The following is an 18,656-nucleotide window of genomic DNA, read 5'->3' as shown; positions in this document are numbered from 1 at the left end:
ATGAAACCCCACACCCACAAAAAAAGACGTAAAATGTAAAAAAACTCCCCAAAAACTCCCCAAAAAATCAAAATTTATTTTGAACGGGAGAAAATTTGGGGTTTTTTAAAGATTTAGAGGTTATGCAACGCACTCATGGGAACATTTTAAAACTATACAAACCAAAAAATGAAATAGAAACCAGAAAAAGCATTGAAATACAAGAGGAATTTGAGCCTGTTTCTATCGAAGGACAAACTAAACTTGCTGTTCATATGCGTTATGAAAGAGATAGTAATTTGATTAAGAAAATAAAAGGCACTTCTTTCTAATCCAATGCTTAACTGTGAAGTTTGTGGTTTTTCATTTTTTGAAAAATATGGTTTATTAGGACAAGGTTTTATTGAAGCACATCATTTGAAACCATTAAACGAAACGAAAGAAACTAAAACAACGAAAAACGATATTGCACTTGTTTGTAGCAATTGTCATAAAATGATACACAAAGGAATTTCAAAACTTGAAAATAACACTATATTGACAATAGCGGAACTAAAAGAGATTATTAACCAATAGCGTCCTAAATAAATTTGATTGGCTTAAAATTTATTTAGGACGCTATTGCTACCGAATATGTATTTAGTGCCATAGCATTATTTTTTATTTCAGATAACATTATTTTTTCAGATAAAAATTAGTATATTCGCGTTCAATTTTTTTAAAAAGAATATGTACTCATCTTTAACTAAAATAGCTTTTCTGGCTGTATTCTTATTTGTTTCGTTTCTCGGTTATGGACAGAAAAAGAAGAAAGAGAAAGCCCCTACCGAGAGTTCGGTAGAAGCACCGGTAACTACTCCGGCTGAAAATATGGAACTCCAGCCCAAACCGGCTACCGAAACCGCCCAATCTAAATCGCCTGCCATTGTTTTTGCACAAAACACCTATAACTTTGGGAAGGCCACACAGGGAGAAGTTGTAAAATACACCTTTAAGTTTACAAACACCGGAAAGTCGGATTTAATTCTATCTAATGTTCAAGCAAGTTGCGGTTGCACAACCCCCAGTTGGAGCAGAGACCCAATTAAACCCGGCAATAGCGGCGAAATTCAAGTAGCATTTAACACCGCAGGAAAAATGGGACCCCAGAAAAAAGCAGTTACTATCACTGCAAACACAGAACCGGCAGTAACCATGATTTACATAGAAGGCGAAGTTACGGCTCAAGCTGTTCCCAACAATAACTAAGCAGTAAACAGCATTTTGCCTTATCGCTAACATAATTAGTTAGTGATAAGGCAAGGGATTTTTCGAAAAAATCTTTGTATCTTAAAAGAATAAGCACAAGATTTAGCTTTTACTGCATAATCAAATTTTGCTTTACATAGAGGAAAAACTGAAAATTCCAAACAAGCAACTTAGCCAAAAGAGCTAATCATCTTTGCCAAACTGCCGAACCGATGCCAATATCTTGAAAACGGCAGTTAATTCTGTTTTTCAAGATATTTTTCGGAAAGATTTATTCCCAAATAATATCGCTTAAAAGCAAATCAAGATTGTTGCAGTTCTTAAATTCATTAAACCTGCAACAATTTTTTTATAGTTTCCATACAGTTTAAATCATAGCTAAAAGCCAACCTAAAATATAGCTATTTCACTATAAAATCTTTGAATAATATTATTACGATAGTTATATTTGCGTACCCAAAATAGAATTTATCATGCTATCCAAGAGAGCAAAGTATGGAATAAGCAGTTTAGTGTATTTAGCTAAGCACTACAACGAAGGCCCGGTTTTAATCAGCGATATATCTAAAAATCAAAAACTTCCCAGAAAATTTCTGGAAGCAATTTTGTTAGATATGAAAAATCACGGAATATTAGGGAGCAAAAAAGGACGTAAAGGAGGCTATTATTTGGCTCGTCCCCCTCATGAGGTAAGTATAGCAGAAGTTATCCGGCTTTTGAACGGTGCCATCGGACTTCTTCCATGTACTACTTTTCAGTTTTATGAACGCTGTAGCGACTGTAATGACGAAAAAACCTGCGGCATCCGAGATGTATTTATTGACGTACGAAACAGTTCCGTCCAATTACTAAAAGAAAATAGCCTACAATCTATTTTGGATAGGGAAGATAATCTTACGAAAGCTATACAACAATCCGAGTAGTTTCTAATGCCTTTAGATTGGGATACGTTATTTCCGCTGAACCGTTATGGACAATCAGAATTTCTGCCAAGCCAAGAATATGCTCGGTCAGAGTTTGAACGGGATTTTGACCGGATAATATTTTCCTCTTTTTTTCGCCGACTTCAAAATAAAACCCAAGTTTATCCATTACCGGGAAGTGTTTTGGTTCATAACCGATTAACACACAGCTTAGAAGTATCCAGCGTAGGGCGGTCACTGGGCAGGATGTGCGGGAGTTTTATTCTACAAAAATCTCCTACGCTACAAAAAGTATTAACGCAGGGAGATATTGGAGCTATTGTTGCAGCGGCGGCATTAGCTCATGACGTTGGAAATCCCCCTTTTGGCCACGCAGGCGAAGATGCTATCTCGGACTTTTTTAAAAACGGCTATGGCTATAACCTTACCGAAGATTTACCCGAAAAATATAAATCTGACTTTGAAAACTTTGAAGGCAATGCTCATGGTTTTCACCTACTTACGAATACTAACTCAAAAAATAATTTAGGGGGCTTACATTTAACGGCATCTACACTGCTTGCTTTCAGTAAGTATCCGCACCACTCTACTCATAGTGGTTTCCCTAAATGGGGATATTTTCAGGCAGAGGCAGAAAATATGCTAAAATTAGCTAACCACGCACAACTCGTTGAATATGAATACGGCTGTTATCTAAGGCATCCACTTGCATTCTTAGTAGAAGCCGCTGATGATATTTGCTATCAAATTATGGATTTTGAAGACGCTTTCCGCCTCCAATTAGTAACATTTCAGGAAGCAGAAACACTCTTGCAGACTATCGCAGCAGAAGAAATCAGAACCTATAACTACCACCACATTCAAGATGCCAATGAATGTATTGCCTATTTGCGCGGAAGATGTATCAACAAACTGGTACATCAAGTTTCCCAAGTTTTTGAAGAAAAAATGGATACCTTATTATGCCCCGATGACCAACCTGTTTTTGAACCTTTGATAAAGTCCATTCCAAGTGCCCAAAGCCAAGTATTAAAAGAAATCAAAATAATTACCCGTACCCGCCTGTATGAGCATCCGCATGTATTGAGTATGGAACTTGATGGCAACCGACAACTTCAGGAACTTCTAAAAGTCTTGATAGAAGCACTCATAGAAAACCCAAATACTACACGAAGTGCTAAAATCAAAAAGTTTATCCCCAAACAATTTATCTATGAACACTTAGTAAGAGATCCTGTTAGTAGATATGGTGTTCCGGGGTCTGGAAGTAGTGGTGATAACGGCCTCTATAATCAATTAATGGGCATAGTTTGCTTTGTTGCCGGCATGACAGACTTATATGTATTAGATTTTTCCAGAAAGTTAGGAATTGCTATTTAGGTTACAATCTTGGGTTGTGGTTCAAAAATACAAAACTATAGTTTTGGCATTGGGATATTTATTTCTCAAAAGCAAGAGCCTAAATAGGCATTAGGAGCACAAAGACTACACAAAAAAAACGTCAAGTAATTTAGAATAATTCAAAATTAAAATATTTTGAAAAAAAATCTCAACAATATTTGTGCAATGACTTGGGCTTGCTAACTTGCAGCCGTTTTAGAGTATGTTGTTACTGCCAAAAACGACTGATAAAAGCATGGATAAAAATTGTTTAAAAATCTTTGAATCAGAAAATTACAAAGATAATTTTTTTGAAGAGTTGTCGCCTTCGAGAAATGTAGGGCTGTATAAAGTGTTGAGTTTTCTCTTTATGCTGCTATTTTTTGGGCTTTCTGCCTACGCGCAGCCAAATGGAGAACAATTGTTTAAGGCAAATTGTTCCGCTTGTCATGCGGTAGATAAAAAATTAGTAGGGCCTGCTCTGCAAGGAATCGAGGAACGGCGACAGATGGATTGGTTAATTAAATGGGTAAAAAACTCCCAAGATTTAGTTAAATCTGGAGATGCCTATGCCGTAAAACTTTTTGAGGAGTATAATAAAATCCCAATGACTCCTTTTACAACTCTTTCTGACGATGACATTAAGGCAATATTTACCTATGTTAAGGATGAAGAAGCCAAGTTAAAAGCCGGAGCCACGGCATCCAAAGATACATCTGCCGGAAAAACTACCGCAGCCCAGCAGACTACTGCTACAGGACAGCACAAATTCACCCCGCCAGGTTCTATATTATTCCCTGTATCAATAATAACCGCTTTCGGGTTGTTCTTAATACTATTAATTGCTGCAGCCCTGCAAAAGGGAATGCGCGAAAAAACTACCCAGCAACCTTATACCTACAAAGAATCATTGATGGCTATGTTGAAAAATCCATTCGTAATAGCCGGATTTGGGTTCGTTATCTTATGTGTAGTTGGAGGTTTTGTAGTAGAAAAAGCCCGCGCCGTTGGCGTAAAACAATACTACCAACCTACGCAGCCTATAGCATATTCACACAAACTACATGCAGGGCAGTATCAGATCAGCTGTAACTATTGCCACGTAGGGGTAGAAAAAAGCAAAAACGCTACAATTCCCTCTGTAAATATCTGTATGAATTGCCACATCTATACAGCCAGCGACAAGCCGGAAATCCAAAAACTATATAAAGCTAAAGAAACAGGCCAACCAATAAAGTGGGTACGGGTACACAACCTACCAGACTTCGTTTCTTTTAATCACTCAATGCACGTTAAAGGCGGCAAATTAGAGTGCCAAACTTGCCACGGTCAGGTTCAAGAAATGGAAGTTGTTTATCAATATGCCCCGCTCACAATGGGCTGGTGTATAAATTGCCATAGAGAAACCGAAGTAGATGTAGCTAAAAATGATTATTACCTGAAAGTTCATGATGAACTCCAAAAAGGTAAAATCGGAAAAGAAGAAAAAATTACAGTAGCAAAACTCGGAGGAATAGACTGTGCCCGTTGCCACTATTAAGAAATATTGACTTTTCGTAAAAAATTAACTCATAATTAAATCTCCATGGAAGATAAAAATAATAAAATTTGTTTTACGGATTTTACTGATTTAGAGGGAGTTATTAACCCTTCTACAGAAAATCAGCCGGAAAATAATAAAGATATCCCCGTTGAGGAGATCTTTGATGACTCCTCATTAGGTCTAAACAGCAATCGGCGGGATTTTCTAAAATATTTGGGATTTGGTATCACCGCAGCTACCTTGGCCGCTTGTGAAAAAACCCCAGTTAGATACGCTTTACCCTACATCGTAAAGCCCAATGATCTGATGCCGGGTGTCCCAAATTACTATGCTTCAACATTTTATGACGGATCAGAATATAACAGTATTTTAGTAAAAACCCGTGAAGGCCGCCCAATCAAAATTGAAGGAAACTCAACTTCCCCTATCTCTGAGGGCGGCGTAAGTACACGCGCACACGCCTCCGTGTTGAGCTTATATGATAATGCACGATTAAAAGGCCCAATAGCCAATAAAACAGAAACAAAATGGGAAGATGTTGATAACCAAATAAAAACAAAACTCGGCGAACTATCAGGAAAGATAGTATTACTGAGTCATTCTATTTTAAGCCCCTCAACTCGCTCATTAATACAGACTTTTGCAGAAAAGTTTAAAGTTCGTCATATTACTTACGACTCATATTCTTCTTCTGCTATTTTAGAAGCTAACCAACAATGCTTTGATAAGGCAGTATTACCTCACTATCGCTTTGATAAGGCTAAAATTATAGTCGGATTTAATGCAGACTTTTTGGGAACTTGGCTAACACCAACCACATTTACTAAACAATGGGTTAAAAACCGTTCTTTGGTAAATGGCCAAAAAGAAATGTCTCGTCATTATCAGTTTGAAACAAACCTTTCATTAACAGGATCTAACGCTGATTATCGGGCTCCGATGAAGCCAAGTGATGAAGGTAAATACGTTTTAAAACTGTATAATGAAATTGCCAAGTTAGCTGGGCAGGCCGGTGCAGAAGGCGGTATGGATGCTGCCGGAAATCTGGTTTCAAAAGCTGCGCAAGACCTCTGGGCAAATAAAGGAAACGGAATTGTAGTTTCCGGATCAAACCAAGTAGGAGTTCAAATATTGGTGAATACCATCAATAACCTACTTGGAAATGTCGGCACAACAATAGATTTTAGCCGCCCTTCAAACCTACGACAAGGAAAAGATTCGGAAATGGCTAAATTAATAGAAGAAATTAATGCCGGTTCTGTAGAAGGATTGCTACTTTACAACTGCAATCCGGTATATTCCCACCCCAATGGAGAAACCATCAAAAATGCTATTGGAAAATTAAAGTTATCCGTTTCTTTCTCCAGCCATATTGATGAAACATCCGATGTTTGCCAATACGTACTTCCTGATAATAACTACTTAGAATCTTGGGGAGATGCAGAGCCATTCCACAATAGTTTTAGTATTCAGCAGCCAACAATTAACCATTTGTTTAATACGCGGCAATTCCAGCAAAACTTACTATCTTGGTTGGGAGATACACGGGATCCTTATCTTTTCTTAGCAGATTATTGGAAAAACACAATATTCCCTAAAACTGGTTCTACTGCGGCATTCCCGACTTTTTGGACACACACACTTCATGAAGGTATTTTAGAACTTCCGGCTGAGGCTTCAACGGTTAAATTCAGCGATAAAGGGTTATCTGCTGCCATTCAGGAGGTTACCCAGACAAGCGGTGCAGCTATGGAGTTAATGGTTTACCAAAAAGTAGGTATAGGAACCGGTGAAATGGCCGGGAACCCTTGGCTGCAAGAACTACCTGACCCCATAACGAAAGCAACTTGGGATAACTACATAACAGTGAACCGCGAAGATGCTAAAACACTGAAAGTTGAACAAGGAGACATCATGAAGTTAGAGGTTGAAGGCGGTAAATCTATAGATTTACCGGTGATTATCCAACCCGGCCAAACCCGAGGAACTTTCGGCATAGCCTTGGGATACGGACGCACTAAAGCTCCAAAAGCTGCATTGGGAATCGGAAAAAATGCCGCTACACTTACAGGAATACTGAATGGAAACTGGCAACCTTGGGCAAAAGTTACTAAAGCCACCAAAGTTGGATCCGGCTATAAATTAGCATTAGCACAAACACAACCAACACAATATAACCGCCCAATCGTTAAAGAAACCATTCTATCTGAATATGTAAAAGACCCCCAAGCTGCTAATCATGAAAAATTTGACTTAGTTTCTCTTTGGGCAGAACATGATAAAAACGGCCACTATTGGGCAATGGCTATTGACTTAAACGCTTGCACCGGATGCGGAGCTTGTGTCGTAAGTTGCCAAGCTGAAAATAACATACCGGTCGTTGGCAAAGAAGAAGTGCTTGTTCGCCGTGAAATGCACTGGATGAGAATAGACCGCTATTATTCCAGCGAAAAAGAAAATATCATTGATGCCTCCGAAATGCCGGAAGTAGTGTTCCAGCCATTAATGTGCCAGCATTGTGATAATGCTTCTTGTGAAACAGTTTGTCCAGTCCTTGCTACCGTTCACAGTATTGACGGATTAAACCAGCAAGTATATAATCGTTGTGTAGGTACGAGATATTGTGCGAACAACTGCGCTTATAAAGTGCGCCGTTTCAATTGGTTAGATTATACCAACGTGAATAACTTCCAGTATAATCCGGTAGATGATTTGGGTAGAATGGTACTTAATCCAGATGTTACGGTTCGTTCTCGCGGTACAATGGAAAAATGCTCATTTTGTGTACAGCGGATTCAGGCTGCCAAGATAGCCGCTAAGGTTTCCGGCAAACCTTTACCGGACGGGCAGCTACAAACAGCTTGCTCAGCCTCCTGCCCCTCTGGCGCAATAGTATTCGGCGATTTGAATGATCCGGATAGCCAAATAGCTAAACTATACAAGTCCGACCGCGCTTACCGCTTGTTAGAAGAAGTCAAAACGAAACCGCACGTAAGCTACTTAGTTAAAGTACGTAATAAAGATGAACAAACTAAATCTTAAACAAAACAACAGAACAAAATATGATTGAATCACCAATACGAGAGCCATTAGTAACCGGAGGAAAATCTTATACAGATATTTCCGATGATGTGGTTCGCCCGATTTTAGGCAAAACGCCTATGGCTTGGTTCGGAGCTATTACTGTTTCTAGCTTAGCAGCCATACTAGGAATTGTCGCCATAACAGTTACTTTGTTCAAAGGAATTGGAGCATGGGGGCTAAACAAAACCGTTGGTTGGGCATGGGATATTACCAATTTCGTTTTTTGGATTGGTATTGGCCACGCGGGGACACTTATTTCTGCTATTTTACTACTCTTTCGCCAGAAGTGGCGGACATCTATCAACCGTGCGGCTGAAGCTATGACTATTTTCGCGGTTGTTTGCGCAGGGCTATTTCCACTGCTTCATATGGGGCGGCCATGGTTGATGTTCTGGGTATTTCCAATTCCAAACGTACACGGATCTTTGTGGGTGAACTTTAACTCTCCACTACTTTGGGACGTATTCGCGATTAGTACATATTTTACAGTTTCGTTAGTATTCTGGTACATAGGTTTAATTCCTGATTTAGCAACGATACGGGATCGTGCTAAGTCAAAAATGACAAAAGCTATCTACGGAGCATTATCAATGGGTTGGACAGGTTCAGCAAAAGCATGGTCTCGTTTTGAAGTACTTTGCTTGATTTTAGCCGGTATGGCCACTCCTTTGGTACTCTCTGTTCACACGATAGTTAGTTTTGACTTCGCTACTTCAGTAATACCCGGCTGGCACACCACTATTTTTCCACCGTATTTCGTTGCAGGAGCTATATTTTCAGGCTTCGGAATGGTGCTTACATTGATGATTGTAACCAGGGTTGTCCTTAAATTAGAAGATTATATTACAATTAGCCACTTAGAGGCAATGTGTAAGGTGATTATTCTAACCGGTTCTATGGTTGGTTTAGCTTATGGAACGGAGTTCTTTATTGCTTGGTATTCTGGAAATCCATACGAAGTATTCTGCTTTAAAAACAGAGCCTTTGGCCCATATTGGTGGGCATATTGGTCTATGCTTACCTGTAACGTAGTTACCCCACAATTGTTTTGGTTCAAAAAAATACGAACCAATCCGTTAATAATCTTCATTATTTCAATATTTGTAAATGTTGGGATGTGGTTTGAGCGTTTTGTGATTATCGTTACTTCATTACACAGAGATTATCTTCCTTCAAGTTGGGCGATGTACAGCCCGACTTGGGTTGAAATCAGTGTATTTATCGGGACATTCGGTATATTTTTAACATTGTATCTATTATTTGCGAGATTTTTACCGGTAATTGCTATGGCAGAGGTAAAATCAATTCAAAAATCTGCATCTGATTCTCCGCAACGCCGCCAAGAAAAAGAAGCTATTGAGTCAGGTGTTGTAGGTGATAATTTAGCTACTGTTCATTCCAATCATCATTAAGAAAATGTCTAAGAAATATTTAGTTGGTGTATATTCAGATGACGAGGTAATGTTGTCTGCTGTACGCAATATCAAGAATCGGGGTATTGAAATTTTTGAAGTGTACACACCCTTTCCGATTCACGGCATAGATGATTTGTTAGGCATAAAGCGTTCACGCTTGCCTATCGCAGCTTTCTGTTTTGGTGCGCTTGGGGGCTTATCAGCTATAGGTATGCAGTCCTATATGCTGGGATTTGATTGGCCAATGGATGTAGGCGGAAAACCAAATTATGCTTTCCCAAGTTTTATCCCAATAACATTTGAGCTTACAGTTCTAATCGCTTCATTGGGAATGGTTGCAGTTTATTTGGTAGTTAATAAACTATTTCCGGGCCAGTCAGTAAGTTTGGCACATGAAAGACAAACAGATGACCGCTTTGTGATAGTTGTAGAAGCTACCGAAGGAGAAAAAGATAGCCTTGTAAAACAAGCTTTCAATGATACCGGTGCTGTTGAAGTAAATGAAAAAGAGTTAGGGATTAGTAAACTTGATTGGTAATAATGAAAACACAATATTTAGCAGTTTTTAGTATCTTAATTGCATTTCTAAGTGGCTGTGGTTACGATGGAAATGATACCGGCTGGGAATATGCTCCACAGATGTATCATGCTATACCCGTTGAGCCATATACACAGTTGGCAGACAACAAAAACTTTTCTGACGGTAAGAATGCACAAACTCCAGTAGAGCACACGGTAGCTCGCGGAAAAGAAAGTTATGCTTACCCTTATCCAAATAACTTTGACGGCTATGAGGCAGCAGGTAAAGAATTAAAAAATCCTTTACCCAACACTCCTGAAAACGTTGCAGAAGGTAAGCGTTTGTATGGTCATTATTGCGTCCATTGTCATGGAAAAACTGGTGGAGGAGATGGAACTGTTCCCGCTGCCGGAAAATTCCCGCCACCTCCAGCTTACAACGGCCCATTAAAAGAGCTTCCAGAAGGAAAAATGTTCCACACTTTGCAGTATGGTAAAAACTTGATGGGGTCTCATGCTTCACAATTAACGCCGGAAGAACGTTGGGAAATTATTTTATATATCCAAACACTTCAAAAATCCGGCAGTTAATTAGATTAAAGGTGTTTAACATCTATTTTTGGAAACTTTTTAATAACAATTAAGACAGAAATTATTTTAGATATGGGATCACATTCGCACACACACACATTCTCGGTTGAACGGTTTGTGTTAGATGATAAAACTAAAAAGTATATTTTTGGTTTCATTGGTGCTGGTCTGTTGCTTACAATCATAGGTATTATTATAGCAACTATGGGCGGGCATGGCGGCGAGCATACGGCAGAAGCACACGCGGGACACCACGGGGCAACTTGGGTAACACGGCTATGGGCTAATATATTGCTGAATAACTTTTACTTTGTTGGAATAGCTTTATTAGCCGTATTTTTCATGGCCCTGCAACATGTTTCTAATGCGGGCTGGGCCGTTGTTTTGATGCGCATACCACAAGCGATGGGGGCGTTCTTAATACCCGGAGCTATTTTGATGCTCTTGGTTGCTGCTTATGCACTATTTGGCCATTCATTTTATCATTGGACTGATAGTCAAGTTGTTGCAGCAGATCCAATACTATCGGCAAAGTCAGCATGGTTAAACAAAACCGGCTTTGTAGGTAGGATGGTTGTTTATTTTCTGATTTGGATATTTTTCTACCAAATACTATCCAAAATATCAAACTCAATGGATAACTCTCCCAGTTTAGAGGGATTTAACAAAGGACCTGTTTATGGAAGTTTATTCACAGCCTTATTTGCTTTGTCAATATCTGCTTCCAGTTGGGATTGGATAATGTCTATTGAAGCACATTGGTTTAGTACAATGTTTTCTGTATATTCCTTTGCCGGTAGTTTTGTAGGCTTTTTAGCGATGACCATCATCATTGTTTCTTATTTAAAAAGTCTTGGGTATTTGGGATATGTTTCAGAAAGTCATTTACATGATTTAGGTAAGTTTTTGTTTGCTTTCTGTACTTTCTGGGCATACATTTGGTTTTGCCAATTTTTATTGATTTGGTATGCCAATATTCCTGAAGAAGGTATTTACTTTGCCCGTAGGTGGGAAAACGGATACAAGCCCTACTTCTTTTTAGATGCTATTCTTTCTTGGGTTTTACCGTTTCTGATTTTAATGACCAGAAACTCTAAGCGGAATACTTCTTCATTGGTAATGGTAGCTGTTATCGTATTGATCGGACATTATACTGATTTATTTATGATGGTAATGCCCGGAGCAGTTGGTGCAGAGCACGGAGAGTGGTTGTTTTCTCCACTTGAATTAGGAGTATTTTTAACCTATATGGGGATTTTCTGGTTTGTTACGGCAAAAGCTCTTGAAAAATGCCCATTAGCTCCAAAATATCATCCCTATCTTGAAGAAAGCCTACATCATACAACGTAATACGGATTTATTTAGTGCATAAAAATTTTAGAAGCCCCTTTTCGGGGCTTTTAAAGTTTAAAAGAAGTTTTTAGCTTATGGATAACTCAACCTTAGCTCGTTTAGCACAGCATCTTACAGAGCCGGAAGCAGACCGGTTCCGTGTCTTTAGTACGATGTTTGCCTCCAAAGAAAATTCCCGAATAAAACAGATATTTGACTTATATCGCCAAAATTCAGGCTCTGCACAGTCAATAGATTCTTTGTATGAAGACTATTTTTCGGATATTTCCCGAAAGGCTTTTTTTATGCTGCAAAGAAGACTTGCTGAGCGATTGGTAGAATTTTGCTGTTTGGCAAGTAATATAGCTTTGAGTAAAGACATTGAGTTTGCAAATTTATTAGAGCTGAGACGTAAGCAGCTACAAGCAGAATATCTAAAACAAAAAGGTTTCAAGAGTTTAGCAATAGATTGGTTTGAAGATGTTTACACAAAAGCTGACGAAATCGGCTATCCGGATATTGCCTTAGAATCGTTGATGCAAGTACGGGCAATGGCACCAAGCGAGATAGAAGTAGATACAGCCCGTGCGCAGGTGGTTCGTCGGCTGTTAGAGGCTATCTACGCAGATACCTTGAATAGAACTGTTTTTGATACTTTCAACCAACTTTCTCAATATTCTTTAAATACAGATCCTGCCGTAGATTTTTTAGTCGCAGAAATTCCGGAAATGCTGAAACGTGCAGACAAAACCCAAAGCCCAAGAGCCGTTTTTTATGCCTACTATTTGGCCGGAATCGCCGAAACACAGCGAAAAAACTTTTCGCAAGCGCATTCGTATTTTTCATACTTGCAAAATTGGTTGAGTAGCCGTAAAGAAGTTGGAAGTAAAAACAGAATGGCAATATTGCTGTCTCAAATGGGGCAGCTATATTTAGAAAGTGCTCATTATCAGTATGCAAAAAGTTATTTTAAACAATCTCTTTCTCTATATCCATCCGGTAGTAAGAACAGTTTAAGCATTCAATTAAGCCTAAATTTAGCGTTGTTTTTACAAGCAGACTTTGAAAACCTTGCTAAAATCTTGACTGATTTAGCAGTATCCACCCGCCACCCTGAAATTTATGCTATCATCGCCTATCAGCAAGCATCCATAAATTTTGTTCAAGAAAACTATACCGAAGCATTAAAAGCCTTAGAACAAGCTGACTCTTTACTCAAAGATAAGGCAGGCTGGAATATCGGAATCCGATTTATGGAATTACTCTTATTGATTGAAAAAGAGGACTTTGACTTAGCGCAATACAAAATAGATACACTTAGAAAGCACGTAGAAAAATATTTACAAAAGGAAGAAAGAGATTATCTGCGATATAAACTGTTATCTAAAATCATCCATGAGTCTGGGGATTTCAAGAAGGTACTTACCAAATACAATTTTATTCAGGAATTATTTGAAAAACTAATTTGGAAACCAAATACTTATGAATTAATTCGAGAAGATTGTTGGTTAGTTGCTAAAGTTCGTAAGGAGCCTTATTGGAAAGTATTTAGGGAATATTTACCCACACCTACACAACTTAACTTAACAGATAACTAATTGTTACCTAAGAAGATATATTAAAATAACCTTAAAAAATTAGGCTTGTATTTGCTGGAATTGCAATTCATATAAACGTTTATAGTAGCCGTTGAATTTAATAAGTTCGGCATGGCTACCGGATTCCACGATTTTTCCGCTGCGTAAAGCAATAATTTTATCCGCTTGGCGAATCGTAGATAACCGGTGTGCAATCACAATAGCAGTTCGCCCAGATAATAAAGTGCTGATTGCTCGTTGTATAAGTTCTTCAGAATCAGTATCTACATTTGAAGTAGCTTCATCTAAGATGAGTATTTTGGGATCATATACCAACACACGCACAAAGGCTATCAACTGGCGCTGCCCACTCGATAAAGAGTGCCCACGTTCCGAAATAGAATGAAAATATCCATTGGGAAACTGCTCAATAAACTGATTTGCACCTACTAACGTTGCTATCGCTTGAACTTTTTCTAAAGGAATGGATTTGTCCCGAAGGGTGATATTATCTAAAATAGTGCCCGAAAACAGGGTGGCATCCTGCTGCACAAAACCGATATTTCGGATTAACTCATCTAACGGAATTTCCGTATGCCGGATACCTTGAATATAAATATTCCCGGAATTTAGGTCATAGAATCGCGGAATAAGCGACGCAATAGTTGATTTTCCTGAGCCTGTAGTGCCCACAAGTGCTATCATTTTTCCGGCTGGAACTTCAAATGAAACATCATGCAACACTTGGTTTTGGCTATTGTAGGCAAAATTAACGTGGTCAAAAACAATAGACGGCGGGGTTGAAAAAATAGCACCCCCAATAAGTGCATTATCCTTTCCGGTATCAGAAATCTCATCGTGAATATCTAATAAGGAAAATATTCTTTCGGCACTGACTGTTCCTAATTGTAATGTATTAAACTGATCTGCTAACAGCCGAATCGGGCGAAAAAATAACTGGATATACATCTGGAAAGCTACAAGTTCCCCAAAAGTTACCGTGTTTTTTAGCACCGACCCTGTGCCATACCATACCAATAGCGCAATTGCTAAGGCCGAAATAAGCTCTATAAGGGGAAAAAAAATACTGTAATACCAAATCGTTTGGATATTTCCTTGACGATGTTTTTGATTAATTGCTGTAAATTTATTCAGTTCAATATATTCTCTATTAAATAGTTGCGTAATGGCCATGCCAGAAAGATGTTCTTGGGTAAAAGCATTCAGTTGGCCAACATATTTACGTACCTGCTCAAAGGCGGCTTTTATATTAACTCGAAACCATTGCGTAGCCCAAGCTAATAGTGGTAATATAAGCAATACTACACAGGTTAAACGCCAATTGGTGTAAGCCATCACAACCAGCATAGCGACTAACTGTAATAACTCTCCCAAAATAGTTACAAACCCTTGGCTAAAAACAGCATTGAGAGTCTCTATATCCGAAATAGTTCGCGTTTGCAGTGTGCCAACGGGAGTATTATCATAAAAACTGAGCCGTAATGAAAGAATCTTCTGAAAAACCCGTTTACGTAAATCATTCATAACAGATTGCCCCAAAAAGTTTGTCAGCATAGTTTGAGCATACTGAATAATTGCAGAAAGAACCGTTAATCCTAAAAAAATAAACATCCAAAAATTAATAGCGGATATATTTTTTTGCGGCAAAATACTATCTATCACATACTTAACTAAGTATGGCTTTAAGGGTGATAATACTGCCAGAATAATGGTAAGGAATAGAGCCGTTCCGAATAGCCCCCTGTAAGGATTAAAGAGGCTTAACATTCGTTTTAAAACAGACTCTGACGCTTGTTTCATTCGGTAAGGGCTAACAAACAGAACTAAAAAAGGGTTTCATTTAAGCAATGGTTTAAGCTATTGTTATCCAAAAATTATTCCGGTAGATTTATCTGCATAAAGTAGTTGTCATCAAACATTTCTTCTGCAATAGTTTTAAATTCAGCGGGTTGTATTTTGTTGATTTCTTGGATAATTTCGTTAAAGAGGATTGGTTTTCCGGTGTCTAATAGTTCTTTACAACTGGTTGTGAGGTAGTGAAGCCCGCTATCCATTCCCAAAAGCATACTGCCAAAAAACTGTTTTTTCATTTCATTACATTTCCAGATAGAGAGACCTTGTTCTCGAACTTCGCGTAGTAGTTTTTGGATTAAGGTAATTATCTTTTCATATTTCTGTGGGTCGCAGCTAAACATGATTCCCCAGATTCCGCTAAATAAATATGGAGTATAAAATCCTTGTATAGAGTAACATAGGGCTTTTTTTTCACGAATTTCATAGGGAATTTTTGCATACATAAAACTTCCACACAAGTAATTATTCAGTGCAGCAAAACCTTGATATTTAGGGTTACTGAGGTCGTACGATTCTTTTCCCAAAATACAATAAGCCTGTTGGTATTTTGTAGATGGTTTAAGTTGTTTATTATGAGTATTTTGTGGTTTATTAGGGAGGAGTTCTTGTATTTTATTGCCAGGTTTTATGGCTGAAAAATATTCATGTATAAGTTTTTCAAAGTTTTGTTGGGTAATTTGCCCCCAGATTCCAACGCAGATATTTTCACCCACAATTACTTTTTGGCTAAAATCGAGCAGCAAGTGTTGGTCAAATTGCTTGATAGTATCATGGGTTCCTAATATGGGGTTTCCGTACGGGTGGTTTGGAAACACCAAAGCGTCAAAATCTTCAAAGACCTGCTCATCAGGGCTATCTTGATATAAATCAATTTCTTCATGGATAACGGCTTTTTCTCGTTCTATTTCATGCTGCGGAAAGGTAGAGTTTTGGATTATATCTGCCAGTAAATCAATGGTTTGAAGTAAATGGGTTTTAGGCACGGTAGCATGGATGCAGAGTTTTTCGCGGGTAGTATAGGCGTTTAGGTCTCCGCCAACGCGCTCTACGGCACTCAAAATATGGTATAAACTTCTTTTGGTGGTTTTTTTGAATAGCATGTGCTCCAAAAAGTGCGAAATACCAAGCTGTTCCGGCGTTTCGTAGAGTACACCTGCCCGTAGCACCACACATAAGTGAATCAATTTACTTTTTGCCGGTATCCACAACGCCTGAACGCCGTTGGGCAAAACTACTACTTGGGATGAATTTGAACGCATGTAGAATATTGGTATTTTTGAACCTCAATTTTTCCAGATTATGATTATTCTAACCGGTGCAGCCGGTTTTATAGGAAGCTGTATGTTAGCTAAACTCAATCAAGAAGGCTACAAAGATATTGTTTTGGTTGATGACTTTTCCAATCAAGTGAAGTTTCCTAACTACAAAGATAAAAGCTACTCACAGATAGTGCCACGTACCGAACTCTTTGAATGGCTTAGCCTGCAATCTATTCCAATACAAGTAGTTATTCACTTAGGTGCCCGCACCGATACGACCGAAAAAAACAAAGCTATTTTTGATGAACTGAACCTAAACTATTCTAAAAGACTCTGGGAATACTGCACAGAACAGCAAATTCCGTTTGTTTATGCCTCAAGTGCAGCTACTTATGGGGACGGAAGTTTGGGCTTTGACGATGATGAATCCCGCATAAACACCTTGCTACCGCTAAACCCATACGGCCAAAGTAAACATGATTTCGATTGCTGGGCATTATCCCAAGAGCAAAAACCCTATTTTTGGGCTGGACTTAAATTTTTCAACGTTTATGGCCCCAATGAATACCACAAAGGGCGTATGGCTTCCGTTATTTTCCATGCCTTTAAGCAAATTCAAGAAGCCGGATATTTAAAACTATTTCGCTCCCACCATCCCGAATATGCAGATGGAGCACAATTGAGGGACTTTATCTATGTAAAAGACGTTACAGACGTTATCTTATTTTTGATTAATACCCGCTATCAATCCGGAATATATAACCTTGGGGCAGGGCAAGCACAAACCTTTTTGGCACTCGGAGAAGCTACTTTTGCCGCATTAGGCTTAAAAACAAATATAAGATTCATTGATATTCCCTTAGATATTCGGGATAGCTATCAATACTTTACTCAGGCGAATATGCACCGCTTACGCAGCATTGGTTATCATAAACCATTTACTACCCTTGAAGCGGGAGTTCAGGATTATGTACAGCAATATTTACTTCCCCAAAAATATTGGTAACCTTAGTCGTTGATATTCATGGACTTAATGAATTGCCACGGACGGCTATTAGATTTGCGCGTTCCGCGGATAATGGGAGTTTTGAACATTACGCCGGATTCCTTTACCGATGGCGGAAAATACCAAACCATAGAAACCTGTTTCAGGCAAACTGAAAAAATGCTTTCAGCAGGTGCTTATATCATTGATGTGGGCGCAATGTCCTCTAAACCAGGTAACAATATTATCTCTCCACAAGACGAATGGAAAAGATTAGAAGCGATTCTACCCAAGTTGATAAACTATTTTCCGGAAGTTTTTTTTTCCATAGACACAGTTCACAGCCAGACTGCAGCCTTAGCCATAGAAGCAGGGGCGCACATTATCAACGATATTTCAGGATTTAATATTGATGAAAAAATGCCGTTACTTTTGGCACAGAAACCCGTTGCCTATGTGTTGATGCACATACAAGGTACTCCCCAAAATATGCAACAAAATCCTGTTTATGAAGATGTTGTAAAAGAGGTTATTGACTATTTTGTTCAAAAAATAGCTGCTTTAGAGCGACATAACTTTTTCCAAATTATATTAGACCCCGGATTTGGTTTCGGTAAAACGGTTACTCATAATTGGGAATTACTTCAAAAATTATCAACTATCACGCTTTTAAGAAAGCCAATTTTAGTTGGTATTTCCAGAAAATCTTTTATTAACAGAACGTTACAAATTCAGTGGTCAGAATCATTACCGGCAAATACTGCCATTCATCTTTTTTCCTTGATGAAAGGCGCGCGAATTCTTCGGGCGCATGAGGTTTTGCCGGCTATGCAAGCAATCAAAATTGCGGAAGAACTGCAATCATTACCGGCTTATGAAACCTTAGATTGAGGTTTTGTTAAAAACCCTTTTTTAACAAAGCTATAAACGCGCCCTAAACAAAGAT

16 protein-coding genes are annotated in these 18,656 nt (G+C 38.5%); 14 read left to right on the top strand and 2 right to left on the bottom strand.

Annotation, left to right across the window (positions count from 1 at the left end; translation table 11 throughout):
* Positions 1–95 precede the first annotated feature (95 nt).
* The 12 genes from LC115_11740 (at position 96) to LC115_11685 (ending at position 13,612) form a co-directional block, all read left to right on the top strand.
* The gene (locus LC115_11740) at positions 96–311 is read left to right on the top strand and encodes a hypothetical protein (protein ID MCZ2357335.1); all 216 of its coding nucleotides are present in this window, start codon (positions 96–98) and stop codon (positions 309–311) included.
* Positions 312–315: 4 nt separating this feature from the next.
* Entirely contained in the window at positions 316–555 is a 240-nt protein-coding gene (locus LC115_11735) for an HNH endonuclease (protein MCZ2357334.1), read from the top strand.
* A 153-nt stretch (positions 556–708) separates the two neighbouring features.
* A complete protein-coding gene (locus LC115_11730; protein MCZ2357333.1) occupies positions 709–1,227 on the top strand; it encodes a DUF1573 domain-containing protein in 519 nt (172 codons plus the stop codon).
* Positions 1,228–1,700: 473 nt separating this feature from the next.
* Positions 1,701–2,150, top strand: coding sequence for an Rrf2 family transcriptional regulator (locus tag LC115_11725; protein ID MCZ2357332.1), 450 nt, complete (start codon positions 1,701–1,703; stop codon positions 2,148–2,150).
* Between the two features lie 6 nt (positions 2,151–2,156).
* The gene (gene dgt, locus LC115_11720) at positions 2,157–3,530 is read left to right on the top strand and encodes a dNTP triphosphohydrolase (GenBank protein MCZ2357331.1); all 1,374 of its coding nucleotides are present in this window, start codon (positions 2,157–2,159) and stop codon (positions 3,528–3,530) included.
* Between the two features lie 256 nt (positions 3,531–3,786).
* Positions 3,787–5,070, top strand: coding sequence for a c-type cytochrome (locus LC115_11715; protein MCZ2357330.1), 1,284 nt, complete (start codon positions 3,787–3,789; stop codon positions 5,068–5,070).
* 45 nt (positions 5,071–5,115) lie between these two features.
* Positions 5,116–8,115, top strand: coding sequence for a 4Fe-4S dicluster domain-containing protein (locus tag LC115_11710; GenBank protein ID MCZ2357329.1), 3,000 nt, complete (start codon positions 5,116–5,118; stop codon positions 8,113–8,115).
* 20 nt (positions 8,116–8,135) lie between these two features.
* Positions 8,136–9,569 (top strand): polysulfide reductase NrfD, encoded by a 1,434-nt coding sequence (gene nrfD, locus LC115_11705; GenBank protein ID MCZ2357328.1) that lies wholly within the window; start codon positions 8,136–8,138, stop codon positions 9,567–9,569.
* Positions 9,570–9,573: 4 nt separating this feature from the next.
* Positions 9,574–10,110, top strand: coding sequence for a DUF3341 domain-containing protein (locus tag LC115_11700; GenBank protein MCZ2357327.1), 537 nt, complete (start codon positions 9,574–9,576; stop codon positions 10,108–10,110).
* Between the two features lie 2 nt (positions 10,111–10,112).
* Positions 10,113–10,682: a cytochrome c gene (locus LC115_11695; GenBank protein MCZ2357326.1), complete on the top strand. Its 570-nt coding sequence runs from the start codon at positions 10,113–10,115 to the stop codon at positions 10,680–10,682.
* A 72-nt stretch (positions 10,683–10,754) separates the two neighbouring features.
* Positions 10,755–12,032 (top strand): quinol:cytochrome C oxidoreductase, encoded by a 1,278-nt coding sequence (locus tag LC115_11690; GenBank protein ID MCZ2357325.1) that lies wholly within the window; start codon positions 10,755–10,757, stop codon positions 12,030–12,032.
* Positions 12,033–12,109: 77 nt separating this feature from the next.
* Complete coding sequence (locus tag LC115_11685) at positions 12,110–13,612, top strand: hypothetical protein (protein MCZ2357324.1); 1,503 nt, start codon at positions 12,110–12,112, stop codon at positions 13,610–13,612.
* A gap of 39 nt (positions 13,613–13,651) precedes the next feature.
* Here the strand turns inward: LC115_11685 and LC115_11680 are convergent, their stop codons facing one another.
* Both LC115_11680 and LC115_11675 read right to left on the bottom strand, forming a co-directional pair.
* On the bottom strand, positions 13,652–15,412 hold the full coding sequence (locus LC115_11680) for an ABC transporter ATP-binding protein/permease (protein MCZ2357323.1): 1,761 nt from the start codon (positions 15,410–15,412) through the stop codon (positions 13,652–13,654).
* Between the two features lie 74 nt (positions 15,413–15,486).
* The gene (locus LC115_11675) at positions 15,487–16,725 is read right to left on the bottom strand and encodes an insulinase family protein (protein MCZ2357322.1); all 1,239 of its coding nucleotides are present in this window, start codon (positions 16,723–16,725) and stop codon (positions 15,487–15,489) included.
* Between the two features lie 40 nt (positions 16,726–16,765).
* Between LC115_11675 and rfaD the strand changes: the two genes are divergently transcribed.
* Positions 16,766–17,731, top strand: coding sequence for an ADP-glyceromanno-heptose 6-epimerase (gene rfaD, locus LC115_11670; GenBank protein MCZ2357321.1), 966 nt, complete (start codon positions 16,766–16,768; stop codon positions 17,729–17,731).
* An 18-nt stretch (positions 17,732–17,749) separates the two neighbouring features.
* Entirely contained in the window at positions 17,750–18,601 is an 852-nt protein-coding gene (folP, locus tag LC115_11665) for a dihydropteroate synthase (GenBank protein ID MCZ2357320.1), read from the top strand.
* The last annotated feature ends 55 nt before the right edge of the window (positions 18,602–18,656 follow it).

Source organism: Bacteroidia bacterium, assembly GCA_026932145.1.
Taxonomy (GTDB): domain Bacteria; phylum Bacteroidota; class Bacteroidia; order J057; family JAIXKT01; genus JAIXKT01.
The sequence above is the reverse complement of the archived record's forward strand: the minus strand, read 5'-3'. Positions and strand labels throughout refer to the sequence as shown.